15 protein-coding genes and 1 tRNA gene are annotated in these 15,321 nt (G+C 70.8%); 8 read left to right on the top strand and 8 right to left on the bottom strand.

Going from position 1 to position 15,321, the window contains the following annotated elements; all coding sequences use genetic code 11:
* Positions 1 to 54 precede the first annotated feature (54 nt).
* The 3 genes from ACFW16_RS01535 to ACFW16_RS01545 all read left to right on the top strand — a co-directional run bounded on the left by ACFW16_RS01535 (position 55) and on the right by ACFW16_RS01545 (position 1,925).
* The gene (locus ACFW16_RS01535) at positions 55 to 1,197 is read left to right on the top strand and encodes a DUF3095 domain-containing protein (RefSeq protein ID WP_380301160.1); all 1,143 of its coding nucleotides are present in this window, start codon (positions 55 to 57) and stop codon (positions 1,195 to 1,197) included.
* Complete coding sequence (locus tag ACFW16_RS01540; RefSeq protein WP_380301162.1) at positions 1,194 to 1,544, top strand: cupin domain-containing protein; 351 nt, start codon at positions 1,194 to 1,196, stop codon at positions 1,542 to 1,544. Before ACFW16_RS01535 ends, ACFW16_RS01540 begins: the two co-directional genes overlap by 4 nt.
* Before the next feature lie 63 nt (positions 1,545 to 1,607).
* Positions 1,608 to 1,925 carry a hypothetical protein gene (locus ACFW16_RS01545; protein WP_380301164.1) on the top strand — a complete coding sequence of 106 codons (318 nt, stop codon included), beginning with the start codon at positions 1,608 to 1,610 and terminating at the stop codon, positions 1,923 to 1,925.
* A gap of 26 nt (positions 1,926 to 1,951) precedes the next feature.
* Here ACFW16_RS01545 and ade read toward each other — a convergent pair whose 3' ends face one another.
* Complete coding sequence (gene ade / locus ACFW16_RS01550) at positions 1,952 to 3,658, bottom strand: adenine deaminase (RefSeq protein ID WP_380301166.1); 1,707 nt, start codon at positions 3,656 to 3,658, stop codon at positions 1,952 to 1,954.
* A gap of 186 nt (positions 3,659 to 3,844) precedes the next feature.
* Here ade and ACFW16_RS01555 point away from each other — a divergent pair, with 186 nt between their 5' ends.
* The 3 genes from ACFW16_RS01555 (at position 3,845) to ACFW16_RS01565 (ending at position 7,221) form a co-directional block, all read left to right on the top strand.
* Positions 3,845 to 6,355: a response regulator gene (locus tag ACFW16_RS01555; RefSeq protein ID WP_380301168.1), complete on the top strand. Its 2,511-nt coding sequence runs from the start codon at positions 3,845 to 3,847 to the stop codon at positions 6,353 to 6,355.
* Positions 6,345 to 6,746 (top strand): response regulator, encoded by a 402-nt coding sequence (locus ACFW16_RS01560; RefSeq protein ID WP_380301170.1) that lies wholly within the window; start codon positions 6,345 to 6,347, stop codon positions 6,744 to 6,746. The genes ACFW16_RS01555 and ACFW16_RS01560 overlap by 11 nt, the downstream gene beginning before the upstream one ends.
* A 160-nt stretch (positions 6,747 to 6,906) precedes the next feature.
* Positions 6,907 to 7,221 (top strand): Hpt domain-containing protein, encoded by a 315-nt coding sequence (locus ACFW16_RS01565; protein ID WP_380301172.1) that lies wholly within the window; start codon positions 6,907 to 6,909, stop codon positions 7,219 to 7,221.
* Positions 7,222 to 7,227: 6 nt separating this feature from the next.
* Here ACFW16_RS01565 and ACFW16_RS01570 read toward each other — a convergent pair whose 3' ends face one another.
* Positions 7,228 to 7,647, bottom strand: a complete 420-nt coding sequence (locus ACFW16_RS01570) for an OsmC family protein (RefSeq protein WP_380301174.1) — start codon at positions 7,645 to 7,647, stop codon at positions 7,228 to 7,230.
* Between the two features lie 57 nt (positions 7,648 to 7,704).
* Entirely contained in the window at positions 7,705 to 8,457 is a 753-nt protein-coding gene (locus ACFW16_RS01575; protein WP_380301176.1) for a DUF1194 domain-containing protein, read from the bottom strand.
* Between the two features lie 137 nt (positions 8,458 to 8,594).
* Here ACFW16_RS01575 and ACFW16_RS01580 point away from each other — a divergent pair.
* Positions 8,595 to 8,671: transfer RNA gene (locus ACFW16_RS01580), tRNA-Arg, on the top strand.
* Between the two features lie 11 nt (positions 8,672 to 8,682).
* On the opposite strand, the gene ACFW16_RS01585 is transcribed toward ACFW16_RS01580, so the two are convergent.
* Together ACFW16_RS01585 and ACFW16_RS01590 are read right to left on the bottom strand one after the other, a co-directional pair.
* Positions 8,683 to 8,976: a hypothetical protein gene (locus ACFW16_RS01585; protein ID WP_380301178.1), complete on the bottom strand. Its 294-nt coding sequence runs from the start codon at positions 8,974 to 8,976 to the stop codon at positions 8,683 to 8,685.
* Between the two features lie 118 nt (positions 8,977 to 9,094).
* Positions 9,095 to 9,550, bottom strand: coding sequence for a hypothetical protein (locus ACFW16_RS01590; RefSeq protein ID WP_380301180.1), 456 nt, complete (start codon positions 9,548 to 9,550; stop codon positions 9,095 to 9,097).
* Positions 9,551 to 9,898: 348 nt separating this feature from the next.
* On the opposite strand from ACFW16_RS01590, the gene ACFW16_RS01595 reads away from it, so the two are divergent.
* Entirely contained in the window at positions 9,899 to 11,287 is a 1,389-nt protein-coding gene (locus ACFW16_RS01595) for a calcium-binding protein (protein ID WP_380301182.1), read from the top strand.
* A 30-nt stretch (positions 11,288 to 11,317) separates the two neighbouring features.
* Here ACFW16_RS01595 and ACFW16_RS01600 read toward each other — a convergent pair whose 3' ends face one another.
* The 3 genes from ACFW16_RS01600 to ACFW16_RS01610 are packed head-to-tail and all read right to left on the bottom strand — an operon-like array spanning position 11,318 to position 15,286.
* Positions 11,318 to 12,463: a TIGR03364 family FAD-dependent oxidoreductase gene (locus ACFW16_RS01600; protein WP_380301184.1), complete on the bottom strand. Its 1,146-nt coding sequence runs from the start codon at positions 12,461 to 12,463 to the stop codon at positions 11,318 to 11,320.
* Between the two features lie 11 nt (positions 12,464 to 12,474).
* Positions 12,475 to 14,196, bottom strand: coding sequence for a putative 2-aminoethylphosphonate ABC transporter permease subunit (locus tag ACFW16_RS01605; protein WP_380301186.1), 1,722 nt, complete (start codon positions 14,194 to 14,196; stop codon positions 12,475 to 12,477).
* Between the two features lie 16 nt (positions 14,197 to 14,212).
* Entirely contained in the window at positions 14,213 to 15,286 is a 1,074-nt protein-coding gene (locus tag ACFW16_RS01610) for a putative 2-aminoethylphosphonate ABC transporter ATP-binding protein (protein ID WP_380301188.1), read from the bottom strand.
* Positions 15,287 to 15,321 lie beyond the last annotated feature (35 nt).

A 15,321-nucleotide genomic window follows, 5' to 3' on the forward strand; every position in this document is an offset into this window, starting at 1 on the left:
CCGACCGAACCGCAGCGCCTTCCCGTTCCCCGCCCGATCGGCGAGAATGCGCCCATGGCCGAGGACGAGTTCTACCCCCAGGTGCCGGTGTTCGACGGCTTCGCCCGGCTGACCGACACGGCGCTGTACCGGCCGCTGCCCGAGGATTGGGTGATCGGCCTGTCCGACGTCGTCTCCTCCACCGCGGCGATCCGGGCCGGACAGTACAAGAGTGTCAACGTCGCCGGCGCGGCGCTGATCGCCGCCGTCTCCAACGCCCTGGCGCAGCGCGACTTCCCCTTCGCCTTCGGCGGCGACGGCGCCAGCTTCGCCCTGCCGCCCGGCGACGCTGAAACCGCCCGCGCCGCCTTGGCCGCCACCGCCGCCTGGGTGCGCGACGAGCTGGGCCTGACCCTGCGGGTCGGGCTGGTGCCCGTGGCATCGATCCGGACCGCCGGCTGGGACGTGCGGGTCGCCCGCTACGCGCCGTCGCCGAACGTTACCTATGCCATGTTCATGGGCGGCGGCTTGGCCTGGGCCGAGCGCGAGCTGAAGGCCGGTGCCTTCGCCGTCGAGCCGGCGCCGGCCGGCACGCGGCCCGATCTGACCGGCCTGTCCTGCCGCTGGCAGGAGTTCCCGGCCCGGCACGGCGTGGTGGTGTCGCTGATCGCCGCCCCGGCGGTGGCCGAGGGCGAGGCCGGCTTTCGCGAGCTGGTCGGCGACATCCTGCGCATGACCGGGCGCGAGAGCGAGGCCGAGCACCCGATGATCGATCTCGCCCGCGGCCTGGCCTGGCCGCCGCCCGGGCTGGACGTCGAGGCGCGGGCCTCGCGCGGGGCCGGCCAGCCGCTGCTGCTGCGCAAGCTGGTGCTGGGGCTGCACAGCCTGGCCGGCTGGGCGCTGTTCCGCTTCGGCATCCCGCTCGGCGGCTTCCAGCCCAGGCGCTACATGCGCGAGATGGTGGCCAATGCCGATTACCGCAAATACGATGACGGGCTGCGCATGACGCTGGACTGCACCCCCACCCTGGCCAACCGGCTGGAGGCACGCCTGCTGGCGGCCGAGCAGGCCGGCATCGCCCGCTTCGGCCTGCACCGGCAGGATTCGGCGATCGTCACCTGCTTCACCCCGTCGCCGCTGCGCAGCGACCATGTCCATTTCGTCGACGGCGCCGCCGGCGGCTATGCCGCCGCGGCCTCCCGGCTGAAGCCGTCATGAAGGCCGGCAACCTGTTCGACGCCCTGCCGCGGGACGCGACGGAGGAGCAGTTCACGACCCTGCTGCAGGAAGCGGGCTTCGTGCTGGAGCGCATCGTCTCCACCGGCCAGGCCAGCCCGCCCGGCTTCTGGTACGACCAGGAGCGGGCGGAATGGGTGGTGCTGCTGCGCGGCTCCGCCCGCCTGGAGGTCGAGGGCGAGCCGGCGCCGCGCACCCTGCGCCCCGGCGACTGGGTGCACCTCCCGGCCCATGCCCGCCACCGCGTCGCCTGGACCGACCCGGACCAGCCGACGGTGTGGCTGGCGCTGCATCACCACCAGGGGCCACGAGATGTGAGCGTCCCTTAGCGGTGGGCCCCCGTCAGCCACCGCTCTCTGTCGCCGGCACGCAACGGGATTCAGGCCGCCCCCATGAACGACACTCTCGAACACGCCGTCATCGTTCATTTCAGTTACGGCTCCAACGACTTGGAAGCTCTGTTTGCCCTCGAGGAAAAGCTCGAGAGCGCCATTGCCTCCGCCGGCGTGGGTGAGCTCGACGGAAACGAGATCGCCGCGGATGGAAGTGACGGCAACCTGTACATGTACGGCCCGGATGCTGACCGCCTGTTCGACGTGATACGTCCTGTGCTTGAGTCGGCTCCCTTCATGCGGGGAGCACAGGTGTTGAAGCGGTATGGTCCGCCCGGGGACGGTGTTCGTCAGTCCATCGTCATCATTGGTCCGTGAGACATCCCGGGCGCGTATCGATCCGGCTATGCTGCGATCAGCTCGAACCGATCCACATCCACCAGACCGCGGTCGGTGATCTTGAGGTGCGGGATCACCGGCAGCGGCAGGAAGGCGAGCTGGATGAAAGGCTCCGGCAGCGGGCAGCCCATCGCCTTCACCGCCCGGCGCAGCGTCCGCAGGTCGTCGGCCACCTGCTCGAAGGGCTGCAAGCTCATCAGCCCGGCCAAAGGCAGGGCGATCTCGCCGGCCACCTGGCCGTTCCGGATCGCGACGAAGCCACCCTGCAGCGCGATCAGCCGGTTCACCGCCGCGGCCATGTCGGCGTCGTTGTCGCCGACCACGCAGATGTTGTGGCTGTCATGCCCGACCGAGGAGGCGAGCGCGCCGCCGCGGAAGCCGAAGCCCCGGACGAAGGCGCGGCCGACATTGCGATTCACCCCATGCCGGGCGAAGACGCAGATCTTGAGGATGTCCTGGTCCGGATCGGGGTGGCGGCAGCCGTCGCGCCAGGGCAGGGTCGCGGTCAGCGCCGCGGTGATGATCTTGCCCGGGATCACCCCGATCACCGGGCCCGTCGGGCCCGAGGTGGGCGCGTGGAAATCCTCCACCGCCACCGGGTCGAGCTTGACCGAGCCGAGGCCGACCGGGGCCGGCGCGGCACGTCCCGCGAAGATCTCCGGCCCGACCACACGCCCGGCGCTGATCACCTGCGACACGGCGCAGGCTTCGAGATCGTCGAGCAGCACCAGGTCGGCGCGGCGGCCGGGTGCGACCAGGCCGCGATCGCGCAGGCCAAAACCTTGGGCGGCCGACCAGGTGGCGGCGCGGTAGACATGGGCCATCGGCGCGCCGCGGCGGATCGCCGACCGGATCAGGTGGTCGAGATGGCCCTCCTCGGCGATGTCGAGCGGGTTGCGGTCGTCGGTGCAGAGGCCGAGCAGCGGCGAGGTCTCGGCCGAGATGATCGGCGCCAGAGCATGCACGTCCTTGCTGACCGAGCCGTCGCGGATCAGGATCTGCATGCCCTTGCGCAGCTTCTCCAGCGCCTCCTCCGGCCCGGTCGTCTCGTGGCAGTTGCGGATGCCGCAGGCGAGATAGGCGTTCAGCGGCTTGCCGGTCAGCAGCGGCGAGTGGCCGTCGATATGGCCGTCCTGGAAGGCGGCCAGCTTCTCCAGCACCGCCTCGTCCTTGGCCAGCACGCCCGGGAAGTTCATGAACTCGGCCAGGCCGATCACCTTGGGATGGCCGCGGTGCCGCGCCAGGTCGGCGGCGTCGAGCCGGGCGCCGGCGGTCTCGAGCTCCGTCGCCGGCACGCAGGAGGAGAGCTGGACCCGCAGGTCCATCGCGGTGCCGAGGGCGCCGTCGAGGAAATAGCGCAGCCCGGCCTCGCCCAGCACGTTGCAGATCTCGTGCGGGTCGCAGATCGCGGTGGTGGTGCCGCGCGGCAGCACGCAGCGGTCGAACTCGGCCGGCGTCACCAGGGTCGATTCGCAATGCACGTGGGTGTCGATGAAGCCGGGCACCACCACCTTGCCGCGGCCGTCGATCTCGACCGCGCCGGAATAGTCGGCGCAGGTGCCGACGATGCGGTCGCCGCAGACCGCCACGTCGCCGTCCAGCAGCGCGCCGGTGATCACGTCGAGGGTGCGCGCACCCTTGATCACCAGATCGGCGGGCGCGTGGCCCAGAGCCTGGTCGATTCGCCGCCTCAGATCCGCCGTGCCGCTCATGCCGTCCTCTCCTGCCAGGATCGCAGCGTAGCAGGATCGGGCCGGTCCGTGCCTGCCTTCGAAATAGATAGAATTTTAAGATAATTATTTATACCGTCCGCGCGGCGGCGACACCGCCGCCGGTTTCGACTATCACCTGATCAGGCGGCCGATGGCCCCGGGGGACGATCGGGAGACGCGTGGGGAATGGAGAAGTTTCTGGGCTCGGTCCGCTCGATCGTTCTGCTGGCAATCCTCGGCTTCCTGCTGTTCTTCGGCACGGCCGGATGGCTCGGCAAGCAGTTCCTGGCCGACAACGCCCGGACGCAGGCCCGGGTCGACCACACCAATCTGGTGATCGCCACCATCTACGAGGCCCGGCTGGCCATCGCGCGGGCCCAGGCCTTGAGCCGCGGCTTCGTCATCACCGGGAATCCCCGGGACGCAGCGGTCGCGGAGGACAGCGCCCGGCTGGCCACCGACAAGCTGCTGGACCTGCGCAGCCTGACCGCCGACAACCCGGAGCAGGTCCGGCACTTCGACGACGCCGCGACCATCACCGAGCAGATCCTGGTGGCCAACGACCGGATCATCGCCGCGGTCCGGCAGGGTGACCTCGACGGCGCTCGCGCCATCGTCAAGGATGCCGCCGACCAGGCACCGGCCTTCCGCGACAGGATCGAGGCGGCGGTGGCCACGGAGAAGGCGCTGCTGGCGCAGCGCCAGGCCGCCACCGAGGCGACGCTGCGGCGGATCATCTGGCTGCTGGCCGGCGTCGCCGCGCTGGCGGCCTTGTGCGGGCTGCTGGCGGCCTGGGCGATGTCGCGCCAGGTGCGCGCGGACCAGCAGCGCTACCGCGAGCTGGAGGGGGCCAAGCAGGAGAGCGATGCCGCCGCCCGGGCCCTGGCCGAGAGCCAGGCCCAGCTGCAGGCGGTGCTGGACAGCGCCCGCGACCCGATCCTGGTGGTCGACGACACCGGCATGGTGGAGTTGGCCAACCGCGCCTGCGGCGAGGCTTTCGGCGTGTCTGGCGGCATCCTGGTCGGCACCGACATCTCGGCGCTGGCGCCGGCCCTGGCCGGCGGCGCCCACCCGACCGGCGAGGTCACGGTGACCCGGCGCGACTGCAGCAGCTTCCCGGCCGAGATTTCGACCGGCGTGTTCGAGCGCGACGGCCGAACGGTCTCGGTCTGCATCCTGCGCGACATGACCGAGCGCCACCGGCTGGACCAGCTGAAGAACGAGTTCGTGTCGACGGTCAGCCATGAGCTGCGCACGCCGCTGACCTCGATCCGCGGCTCGCTGGGCCTGATCGTGGCCGGGGCGGCCGGCGGGCTGCCGGAGAAGGCGAAGTCGCTGCTGGAGATCGCGCACAAGAACAGCGAGCGGCTGGTCGGGCTGGTCAACGACATCCTCGACATCGAGAAGATCGAGTCGGGCCGCATGGAGTTCCGGCACGACCGGCTGGAGGCCGGGGCGCTGGTCGAGCAGGCGGTCGAGGCCAACCACGCCTATGCCGCCCAGCACGAGGTCGAGTATCTCATCACGACCCGGCCGGACCTGCCGCTGGCGGTGCAGGGCGACGCCGACCGCCTGATCCAGGTGCTGACCAACCTCCTCTCCAACGCCGCCAAGTTCTCGCCCGCCGGCAGCATCGTCGAGGTGGCGGTCGAGACGGCGGGCCGGCAGGCCCTGATCAGCGTGCGCGACCGTGGCGCCGGCATCCCGGAGGAGTTCCGCAGCCGGATCTTCCAGCGCTTCGCCCAGGCGGATGCCAGCGACGTGCGGCGCAAGGGCGGCACCGGCCTCGGCCTGTCGATCGCCAAGGCCATCGTCGAGCGCCATGGCGGCCGCATCGGCTTCGAGCCGGCGGAGGGCGGCGGCACCCGCTTCTGGTTCACCCTGCCGCTGCTGGCCGAGGCGCCGGAGACGGCGGCCCTGCCCGGCGACGCCCGGCGGCAGGTTCTGATCTGCGAGGACGACCCGGACGTCGCGACCCTGCTGGGCCTGATGATCGAGCAGGACGGCTGGCGGGTCGACTTCGCCCGCGATGCCGAGACGGCGCTGGAAAAGGCGCGCATGGGGCAGTATGACGCGATGACCGTCGACCTGCTGCTGCCGGGCATGGACGGGATCACCCTGATCCGGCACCTGCGCGCCGACCCGGCGACGGCGGAGCTGCCGATCGTCGTCGTCTCCGCCACCGCCCAGGACGGCAAGCGCGAGCTGAACGGCGACGCGGTCAACATCGTCGACTGGCTGGACAAGCCGATCGAGCAGCTGCGGTTGCGGGCGGCGCTGCGCCAGGCGGGCCTGCGCGGCCGCAACGGCCGCGCCTGCATCCTGCATGTCGAGGACGACGACGACGTGATCGAGGTGGTCGGCGCCATCGTCCGCGACGAGGCGGAGATCGTGCCGGCGCGGTCGCTGCAGGAGGGCCGCGAGAGGCTGGCGGAGCAGCGCTTCGACCTGGTCATCATCGATGTCGGGCTGCCTGACGGCTCCGGCCTCGACCTCCTGGAGACGATCAACGCCCGCACGCCGCGGGAGCCGGTGCTGATCTTCTCGGCCCAGGATTCCAGCGCCTCCTACGCCAGCGCGGTGTCCGCCTCGCTGGTCAAGAGCCGCACCGACAACGAACAGCTGCACCAGACCATCACCGGCCTGATCAACGGCCTGATCCAGGGCAAGCAAGAGGGCCCCCGCCATGGCCGATGAGGTGCTGACCCGCATCCTCTATGTCGAGGACGACGCTGATATCCGCTCGGTTGCCGGCTTCGCGCTGGAGGCGGTGGGCGGCTTCGTCCTGGCCGCCTGCGCCTCGGGCGAGGAGGCGCTGACCCAGGCGCCCGGCTTCGCACCGCAGCTGCTGCTGCTCGACGTGATGATGCCGGGCATGGACGGACCTGAGACGCTGGCGGCGCTGCGGGCGCTGCCGGGGACCGCGGCGACGCCGGCGGTGTTCATGACCGCCAAGGTGCAGCCGCAGGAGGTGGCGCGCTACCGCGCCCTCGGCGCCATCGACGTCATCTCCAAACCCTTCGACCCGATGACCCTGTCGGACGAGATCCGCGCCATCTGGGCCCGTCGCGACGGCCAAAAGCCGTGATTTGCAAAGATCCCAGGCCTTCCCTCTTTGTCATCACCGGGCTTGACCCGGTGATCCAGGGGCCGTCGAGAGCCGCACTTGCCGCCCTGGATGCCTGGGTCAGGCCCGGGCATGACAGGAAAGGGGAATTCGCTGTCGGGTGGGAATCGGAAACAGGGCGATGACCCAGGATGCGCTGCAGGCCCATCTCGACCGGCTGCGGGCGAAATTCGCGGCCGAGCTGCCGCAGAGGCTGGCGGAGGCCGACGCCCTGCTGGCGGCGCTGCGGGACGGCGACGCCGAGGCGCTGAAGGGGCTGCGCTTCGTTACGCACCGGCTGAACGGCACCGGCGGCACGATGGGCTTCGCTGCCCTGTCGGGCGCGGCGGCGGCGCTGGAGGCGCGGCTGGATGCCTGCCTGCGGGCCGGGGGCGCGGGACCGGAAGATCTGACGGCGATCGCGGCCGGGCTGGCGGCGGTGAAGGCGGCCGCCTGAGCCGGGTCAGGCCGGCTCCACCACCTCGATCTCGGCAGTGATCTCGGCGACCTTGCCGAGCATGATCGAGGCCGAGCAGTACTTCTCCTTCGACAGCGCCACGGCCCGCTCGACCTTCACGCGGTCGAGGCCGCGGCCGGAGACGATGTAGCGCATGCGGATCCTGGTGAAGACCTTCGGGTCGGTCTCGGCGCGTTCGGCCTCGACCTCGACCCGGCAGTCGGCCACCGGCTCGCGCGCCTTCTCCAGGATCATCACCACGTCGAAGGTGGTGCAGCCGCCGAGGCCGAGCAGCAGCATCTCCATCGGCCGGACGCCGAGGTTGCGGCCGCCATGCTCCGGCGCGCCGTCCATGACCACGGCATGGCCGCTGCCGGATTCGCCGAGGAAGGTGCGGCCTTCGACCCAGGTGACGCGGGCTTTCATCTGAACTGCTCCAGGAACCGATTCGAGCCGGCACCCTAGCAGGGGCGTAAAGGCCCGTCAGCCGGGCGGCATCGGCGCCGCTTCGGCCGGTCGCTCGGCGATTTCCAGGATCAGCTTGCGCACCACGGCCTCGGTGAAGCGGGCATCGGCGTCGGCGGTGATGACGAAGGCGCCCCGGCCGCCGATCACCTGGTCGCGGAAGAAATCCTCCAGCGAGCCGCCGGCCCAGCCCGGCCGGCCGCTGCGCGACAGCACGGCGAGGCCGTTGATGGTGATGCCGGCGGCCAGCGCCTCGGCCCGCACCTCCGGCAGCGGCCGCCCGCCACGCTGGCCGGCATCGGCCGAGACGTCGATCACCTTGCGCAGACCCTGATGGCCGTTGCCCTCAATCAGCCGCTGCGACAAGTCGATGGCGTTGCTGATCGAGTTCCAGCCGACCGCGCGCCGCGGCGCCGCCGCCAGCGCCGCACCGAAGCCGGCGGCGCTGTCCGGCCCGTCGATCACGGTCCAGTCGACGATGACATGCTGCGACTCCGCCCCGCCCCATTCGACGAAGGCCACCGCGATCCGGCCGGTGATGCCGCCGCGGATCGCCTGCTGCACCCGCGGGTCGGCCAGGGCCTTGGCATAGCCTTCGCGCTGCAGCCGCAGCTCCTCGTCGTCGATCGAGCCGGAGCCGTCGGTGGCGAAGACCAGCTCGACATCGACGTCGAACTCCTGCGCCGCGGCGGGGGCCGCGCACAGCGCCAGGGTCAGGGCGAGACCGCGATGCAGCACCGGCGCCTCCGCTTCGATGGGACGCGCCAGCATTCCGGCTGCGGCCCGGCCTGTCAAACGCCGGCGGGCCGCACCCCGAATCCAGGCCCTCCGAATCCAGGCTTTGCATCGCCGCCGCTTTGCAGTATGGTCCGCGCCGCTTCGGGTCCTTGGGCCCGAGTCCACGGCCTGCACTCGTAGCTCAGCTGGATAGAGCGCCGCCCTCCGGAGGCGGAGGTCACAGGTTCGAATCCTGTCGAGTGCGCCATCCCTCCCGGATCAATTCGGTCGGAACAGCCGCCAGAACCGTTCCTCCGCGTCGTTGCGGTGGCGCCGGTGGTCGTGGCGGTGATCGTCGTCGCGATACCGGCGATGGCTGTACCGGTCCCGGTCGTGGTCTCGGCGCCAGTCGCGATCGTGATCCCGGTGGTGCCGATAGGCGTAGGGCGACACGTATGGCTGGTTGTGTTCCGAGGCGCCCTCGGCGCGAGCGGCTGTTGTGGCCAGCGGCGCCATAGCCGCCAAAGCGGCCGCGACCAGTGCGGCCCTGAGCAACGATGTCTTGAGGGGCATCCTTCCGCCTCCGTGATCCATCTCAGAGACGCACGGCCGAAGGCACGGGTTCCGTCGCCGCTATCCACAGAAGGATACGACCCGGAGACAGGCGGAAGAACGCTCGCTGCCGGTTTCCTCACTTCCGCGGGAAGAAGATGCTCCGCGGGTCGTTCCCGCCGCGGCTGCCGCGGTCCCTGTCGCCGTTGTCCGAGCGGCGGATGTTTTCCGAGTTGCTGCGGCTGCGGTTATCGTCCCGGTTCCGCCCGTCATTCCCGAACAGCCGCCAGAAACGCTGCTCGGCGTCACCGTCGCGATTATCGCTGCGCCGTCGGTCGCGCCGGTCATCATCGTCCCGGTCGCGGCGCCAATAGCGATGCCGGTCGTCGTCCCGGTCACGATAGCGGTAGCGATACCGGTCGCGGTCGTAGCCCCAGTAGCGATCGTCGTCGTCATACCAGCTGGAATAGCTGTCGCCGTAATAGCCGCCGCCATAGTAGCCCGGCCCCGTCTGGCACGACGCCACCAGAGGAGCGGAGGCGGCCATGGCGACCGCGACCAGTCCCGTCCGGAACAGACCACTGCCGTATGCCACGACGCTCTCCCTCGTCGTTGATGCTCCCAGGATCAACACGTGACTTTGTGGCGAAATTCCGTCGCGCCGAAGTTCGGGCTATGCGCCGCCCGGATGCGGCCGCGTGGCAGGACGCCGGAGCCGTGCCAAAGGCTGACCCAATCGGGTGATCCCGCGGCACGGCGCCTTCTGGCATACTGTCGGCCATTCGAGACACGCGTTTGCCGATATTCCTCGATTTGCAGCGACGATTGTCAGCGGGGCGCGACGCCCCGCCCGTCCCGGTCCGGAACCGGCGGGACCTGACGCGGCCGGGCAAGCCTGCGGCCGAAACCAAGCCGCTCAACACAGGCTCCAGGGGGAACATCCATGTCCGGCTATTGGAGTCTCAACGTCGAGATCGACCGCTCTTCCGGCACCTTCAACGCCTGGATCGACTATTTCGTCGATCCGTATATCGACCCGGAAACCTCCGAATATTTCGGCGACACATCGTGGGCGGCGAACTACACCGAGGTCGGGGGCTCGGTCATCGGCTGGTGGGGCAACTACGGGGCGGAAAGCGGCACCGCCCTCGTCGATCCCGGGCTGGCGGCCGGGCCCGGGCTGAAGACCTATGTCCTCGGCTTCACCGCGGCGAACACCTTCAGCGGCGAGAGCATCTCGGCCAGCTGGACCGTGTTCAGCGTCGCCTACGACACCACGCCGCAGGCGGTCTTCGGCACCGCGACGGACGACATCATCATCGGCGGCGATGCCAGCGACGTGCTGCGCGGCTTCAACGGCGCCGACCTGATCGACGCCGGCGACGGCGACGACATCCTCGATGGCGGCAGCGGCGGCGACCGGCTGGACGGCGGCGCCGGCGACGACATCGCGATCGGCGGCGCCGGCGACGACCTCGTCACGGTCGATTCCACCGGCGACATCGTGGTCGAACGGGCCGGCGAGGGCCACGACCGGGTGCTCGCCCTGGCCAGCGTCACCCTGGCCGCCAATGTCGAGGAGCTGACCCTCGGCGGCTCCCTGGGCCTCAACGGCACCGGCAACGCAGCCGACAACCGGATCTTCGGCAATGACGGGGCCAACACGCTGACCGGACTCGGCGGCGACGACATCCTGTTCGGCAGCAATGGCGACGACGTGCTGCGGGGCGGCCTCGGGGCCGACCAGCTCAGCGGCGGCTGGGCCGGAACCAATGCCGGCACCGACACCGTGACCTATACCGAGGGCAGCGCCGGGGTCACGGTGAACCTCGTCACCGGGGTCGGCTCCGGCGGCGCGGCCCAGGGCGACCGGTATGTCGAGATCGACAACGTCGACGGCAGCCAGGGCAATGACAGCCTGGTCGGGAACACCTACGCCAACGTGCTGCGGGGCTGGAACGGCAACGACGTGCTCACCGGCGCCGGCGGCAAGGACATGCTGACGGGGGGCGCCGGGGCGGACCGCTTCGTCTACAGCAGCACGGCGCAGAGCATGGTCGGGTCGAATGCCGACCGGATCACCGATTTCAGCCACGCCCAGGGCGACCGCATCGACCTCGCCGCCATCGACGCCAGCACCGCGGCCGCGGGCAACCAGGCCTTCACCTTCATCGGCACCGGCCTGTACACCGGCGTCGCCGGCCAGTTGCGCTACGTCGTCAACGGCGGCGTCACCACCATCGGCGGCGATGTCAACGGCGACAAGGTGACGGACTTCCACATCCAGCTGACGGGGAGCATCACCCTGATGGCCGGCGACTTCATTCTCTGAAGCGGCCGATCCGACCAAGGGGAGGCCGGGTCAGGCGGCGTGACGCGGGACCGCGGCGCCGAACAGCCCGGCCACCACCTCCTCGGCGATGGCGAAGCCGGTGCTCATGCCGGTGCCGCTGGTCACCTGGACCACCCGGGTCGCCTCGTCCGGCGCCTCGGCGAAGGCCTCGGCCGGGCCGGAGGGATAGATGCCGACCCAGCGCTCGGTCACGGCCGGGTCCGGCACCTGCAGCAGCTGCGCCATGTGGCGCAGGATCAGCCCCTCCACTGCCTGCGGGGCGAAGGGATCGGGCGAGTCGTCGTAGTGATGGGAGTCGCCGACCACCAGAGAGCCATCGGCCGACTGCACCACGATCAGATGGATGCCGTTGGCCAGCGTCTCCGGCACCTCGGCCGCCAGCCGGGCCTTCAGCCGCGCCGCCTCCGGCAGGTCGGCGAAGCCGTGGTAGCGGGCGAGGCTGAGGTCGCCCATCACCGCCGCCGGCAGCCGCCAGCCCGGAGCGGCCAGCCGCAGCATCTGCAGCTTGCACAGGGTGGTGCGGCGGCGGGCCATGATCTCCGGGAACAGCGACCGCAGGTCCGGCCCGGGGCAGACCACGATGCGGTCGGCCAGCACCACCCCCTCGCTGGTCTCCACCCGCGGCGCCTGCACCGCGCGGACCTGGACGCCGCGGCGGAAGACGACGCCATGCGCCGCCTCCAGCCAGGCGGCCAGGCGCGGGATCGCCTCGCGCGGCTCGACCCGCAGCTCGTGCGGGCTCCAGAGGCCGCCCAGCAGCCCCTTGGCCCGCGCCATCGGCAGCCGCGCCGCCATGTCGGCGCCCGGCAGCAGGGCGCAGCCCTCGCCCATTTCGGTTCGGGCGAAGGCCTCCAGCACGGCCAGCCCCTCGGGGGTCCGGGCCAGCAGCGCGGTGCCGCTGTGCAGAACCGGGATGCCGGCCTGCGGCGCCACCTCGGCCCAGATTTCGCGGCTGCGCATCGCCCGGCGCCAGGTTGGGCCGGCCGACTGGCCGGTGACGGTGACGAAGCCGAAATTGCGGATCGAGGCGCCGATGGCGCGCGTCTCGCGGTCGATCACCACCACCCGGCGGCCCTGCCGCGCCGCGGCGAGGGCGTGGGCCAGGCCGAGGATGCCGGCGCCGACGACGGCGAGATCGTATCTGTCTTGGGTCACGATGGCTCCTTTCAGCGGCGGCGCCAGGACTGGGTGCGGGCGAGCAGGCCGCGGGTGGCGGCCAGGTAGAGCAGCCGGATGACGGCGGAGGTGGCGAACAGCACCATCGCCATCGCCGCCGCCGGGGCGACATCGCCGGCGTCGTCCATGTTGAGCACGGCGATGGCGGCGAGCGTGGTGTCCGGGGCATAGAGGAAGACCGCGGCCGAGACCGTGGTCATGGCATTGACGAACAGGTAGAGGGCGACGTCCAGGATCGCCGGCAGGCACACCGGGATGCCGACGCGCAGGAAGGTGCGCCAGGCCGAGACCTTGAGCGAGGCCGAGACCGTCTCGAACTCCGGATCCATCTGCTTCAGCGCCGTGGTCGCGGTCAGATGAGCCACCGAATAGAAATGCGACACGGTGCAGACCACCAGGATGGTCATGGTGCCGTAGATGAAGCCCAGTGGGTTGGCCGGGTTGTTGAAGAAGAAGATGTAGCCGAGGCCGAGCACCAGGCCGGGCACGGCGAGCGGCAGCAGCGCCAGCATCTGCACCGCGCCGCGGACCTTGCCGAAGCCGCGGCTCTTCTCCAAGAGCCAGGCGCCGGTGAAGACGATGGCGGTGCCGAAGACGGCGGTCAGCGCCGCCATGCGCAGCGAGTTGCCGTAGCTGGCCCAGCCGCCGCCATCCATCATGTCGAAGTCGTAGTTCTTCCAGGACGGCGTCAGGTTGTAGGGCCAGAACTTGGCGATCGAGGCGAAGAAGGCGACGCCGATCACGCCGACGATGGCGATGGCGATGACGCTGCAGATCGCCAGGAAGGTGAGGTCGATGGCGCGGTTCGGCTTCGGCTCCAGCGGCACGGCGCGGGCGGTCAGCAGTGCGGTCTGGCGGCGCTGCACCACCCGGTCGACGACGAAGGCCAGCACCGCCGGCAGCAGCAGCACCAGGCCGACCACGGCGCCCATCTGGAAGTTCTGCTGCCCGACCACCTGCTTGTAGATGTCGGTCGCCAGCACGTTGAACTGGCCGCCCACCACCTTGGGCACGCCGAAATCGGTGACCACCAGGGTGAAGATGACGAAGCCGGCGCTGATCAGCCCGTAGCGGGCGCCCGGCAGGGTCACGGTCCAGAAGGTGCGCCAGGGGCTGGCACGCAGGCTGGAGGCCGCCTCGTACAGCCGGGCGTCGGACAGCGACAGGGCGGTGACCAGGATGATCAGGGCATGCGGAAAGGTCCAGAACACCGACCCCATGACGATGCCGATCGGGCCGTAGATCGAATGGCCCAGCATCCAGCCCTTGAGCAGCCCCTGGTTGCCGAACAGGTAGACCAGGCTGATCGCGGGCAACAGCGACGGCGCCAGCAGCGGGATCTGCGAGACGGTGCGGAACACCCCGCGCAGCGGCATGCAGGTGCGGGTCAGCCCATAGGCGAACAGGAAGGCCAGGGCCAGGCAGATCATGGTGCTGACCGCCGCGATCACCAGGCTGTTGCCGATCGAGGCGACCAGGTTGGGCGTGGCGAAGTAGCGGGCGAAGTTGTCGAGGCCGACGAAGGCGCCGTCCCGGGCCTGCACGCTCTTGACCAGCAGCACGGCCAGCGGCAGCAGCACGGTCAGCACCAGCCAGGCGCCGAGGGCGACGATGCCGAACCGCATCAGCCGGTCGTTGCGGTCCAGCATCTGGCGCAGTGGCGCCGCCCGCCCCGGCGGCGCGGCGGGGGTTGCGATCGTGGTCGCGGTCATGGCGGTCCCCCCTCCCTCAGGCCGCCCGGGCGTAGAGTCGCAGCCGGTCCGGCGGCAGGCCGACGCGCAGGCGGTGGCCGATCACGATGTCCATCGCCCGGGCCTCGCCGACCGGCAGGTCCACGGTCAGGTCGAAGGCGGTGCCGGGCACCGCCAGCCGGGCGGCGAAATGGGTGCCGACGAAGTCGAGCGCCGCCACCTCCGCCTCCAGCACGTTGGCGCCGACGCCGCCGAGGTCGCGGATCGCCACCTCCTCCGGCCGGATGCAGACGGTGACGGCCTGGCCCGCGGCGATCGCGGTCGGGGCGCAGCGCAGCCGGGTGGTGCCGATGTCGACCTCCTCCGCCGTCGAGACATGGCCGGCGAAGGCGTTCATCTTGCCGACGAAATCGGCGACGAAGGGCGTCGCCGGCCGGTCGTAGATCGCGGCCGGGGTGCCGATCTGCTCGATCCGGCCGCGGTTCATCACCACGATCCGGTCGGACATGGTCAGCGCCTCCTCCTGGTCGTGCGTCACCATGATGGTGGTGATGCCGAGCCGGCGCTGCAGGTCGCGGATCTCGCCGCGCAGCCGGGCCCGCACCCGGGCGTCGAGCGCCGACAGCGGCTCGTCCAGCAGCAGCAGGCCGGGCGCCGGCGCCAGGGCGCGGGCGATGGCGACGCGCTGCTGCTGACCGCCCGACAGCTGCGACGGGTGCTTGCGCGCCTGGTCGGCCAGGCCGACGAGGTCGAGCATCTCCGCCACCCTGGCGTCGATCTGGGCCCGCGGCCTGCCGCGGTTCTCGAGGCCGTAGGCGACGTTGGCGCGGATCGAGAGGTTGGGGAACAGGGCGTAGGACTGGAACACGATGCCGAAATCGCGCTGGCCGATCGGCAGCCGCGAGATGTCGCGCCCGCCCTGGCGGATCTCGCCGGCGGTCTGGACGTCGAGGCCGGAGATGGCGCGCAGCAGCGTGGTCTTGCCGCAGCCGGAGGGCCCGAGGAAGCAGACGAACTCGCCGGGCTGGATGTCGAGGCTGACGCCGTCCAGCGCAGTGAAGGAACCGAAGCGCTTGGTGACGTCGCGAACGGTCAGATACGGGTCGGTCATCGGGCCCTCCGTTGCGGGAGGCGGCCGGTCGCGGG

It is taken from the genome of Inquilinus sp. NPDC058860 (assembly GCF_042743185.1).
Taxonomy (GTDB): Bacteria; Pseudomonadota; Alphaproteobacteria; order DSM-16000; family Inquilinaceae; genus Inquilinus.

Excerpts from the sequence above, each read along its gene's own strand:
- ACFW16_RS01555 (WP_380301168.1), top strand. The coding sequence starts at position 3,845 with ATGGAGAAGTTTCTGGGCTCGGTCCGCTCGATCGTTCTGCTGGCAATC.
- ACFW16_RS01540 (WP_380301162.1), top strand. The coding sequence starts at position 1,194 with ATGAAGGCCGGCAACCTGTTCGACGCCCTGCCGCGGGACGCGACGGAG.
- ACFW16_RS01560 (WP_380301170.1), top strand. The coding sequence starts at position 6,345 with ATGGCCGATGAGGTGCTGACCCGCATCCTCTATGTCGAGGACGACGCT.
- ACFW16_RS01535 (WP_380301160.1), top strand. The coding sequence starts at position 55 with ATGGCCGAGGACGAGTTCTACCCCCAGGTGCCGGTGTTCGACGGCTTC.
- ACFW16_RS01595 (WP_380301182.1), top strand. The coding sequence starts at position 9,899 with ATGTCCGGCTATTGGAGTCTCAACGTCGAGATCGACCGCTCTTCCGGC.
- ACFW16_RS01575 (WP_380301176.1), bottom strand. The coding sequence starts at position 8,457 with ATGCTGGCGCGTCCCATCGAAGCGGAGGCGCCGGTGCTGCATCGCGGT.
- ACFW16_RS01545 (WP_380301164.1), top strand. The coding sequence starts at position 1,608 with ATGAACGACACTCTCGAACACGCCGTCATCGTTCATTTCAGTTACGGC.
- ACFW16_RS01585 (WP_380301178.1), bottom strand. The coding sequence starts at position 8,976 with ATGCCCCTCAAGACATCGTTGCTCAGGGCCGCACTGGTCGCGGCCGCT.
- ade (WP_380301166.1), bottom strand. The coding sequence starts at position 3,658 with ATGAGCGGCACGGCGGATCTGAGGCGGCGAATCGACCAGGCTCTGGGC.
- ACFW16_RS01605 (WP_380301186.1), bottom strand. The coding sequence starts at position 14,196 with ATGACCGCGACCACGATCGCAACCCCCGCCGCGCCGCCGGGGCGGGCG.
- ACFW16_RS01570 (WP_380301174.1), bottom strand. The coding sequence starts at position 7,647 with ATGAAAGCCCGCGTCACCTGGGTCGAAGGCCGCACCTTCCTCGGCGAA.
- ACFW16_RS01565 (WP_380301172.1), top strand. The coding sequence starts at position 6,907 with ATGACCCAGGATGCGCTGCAGGCCCATCTCGACCGGCTGCGGGCGAAA.
- ACFW16_RS01610 (WP_380301188.1), bottom strand. The coding sequence starts at position 15,286 with ATGACCGACCCGTATCTGACCGTTCGCGACGTCACCAAGCGCTTCGGT.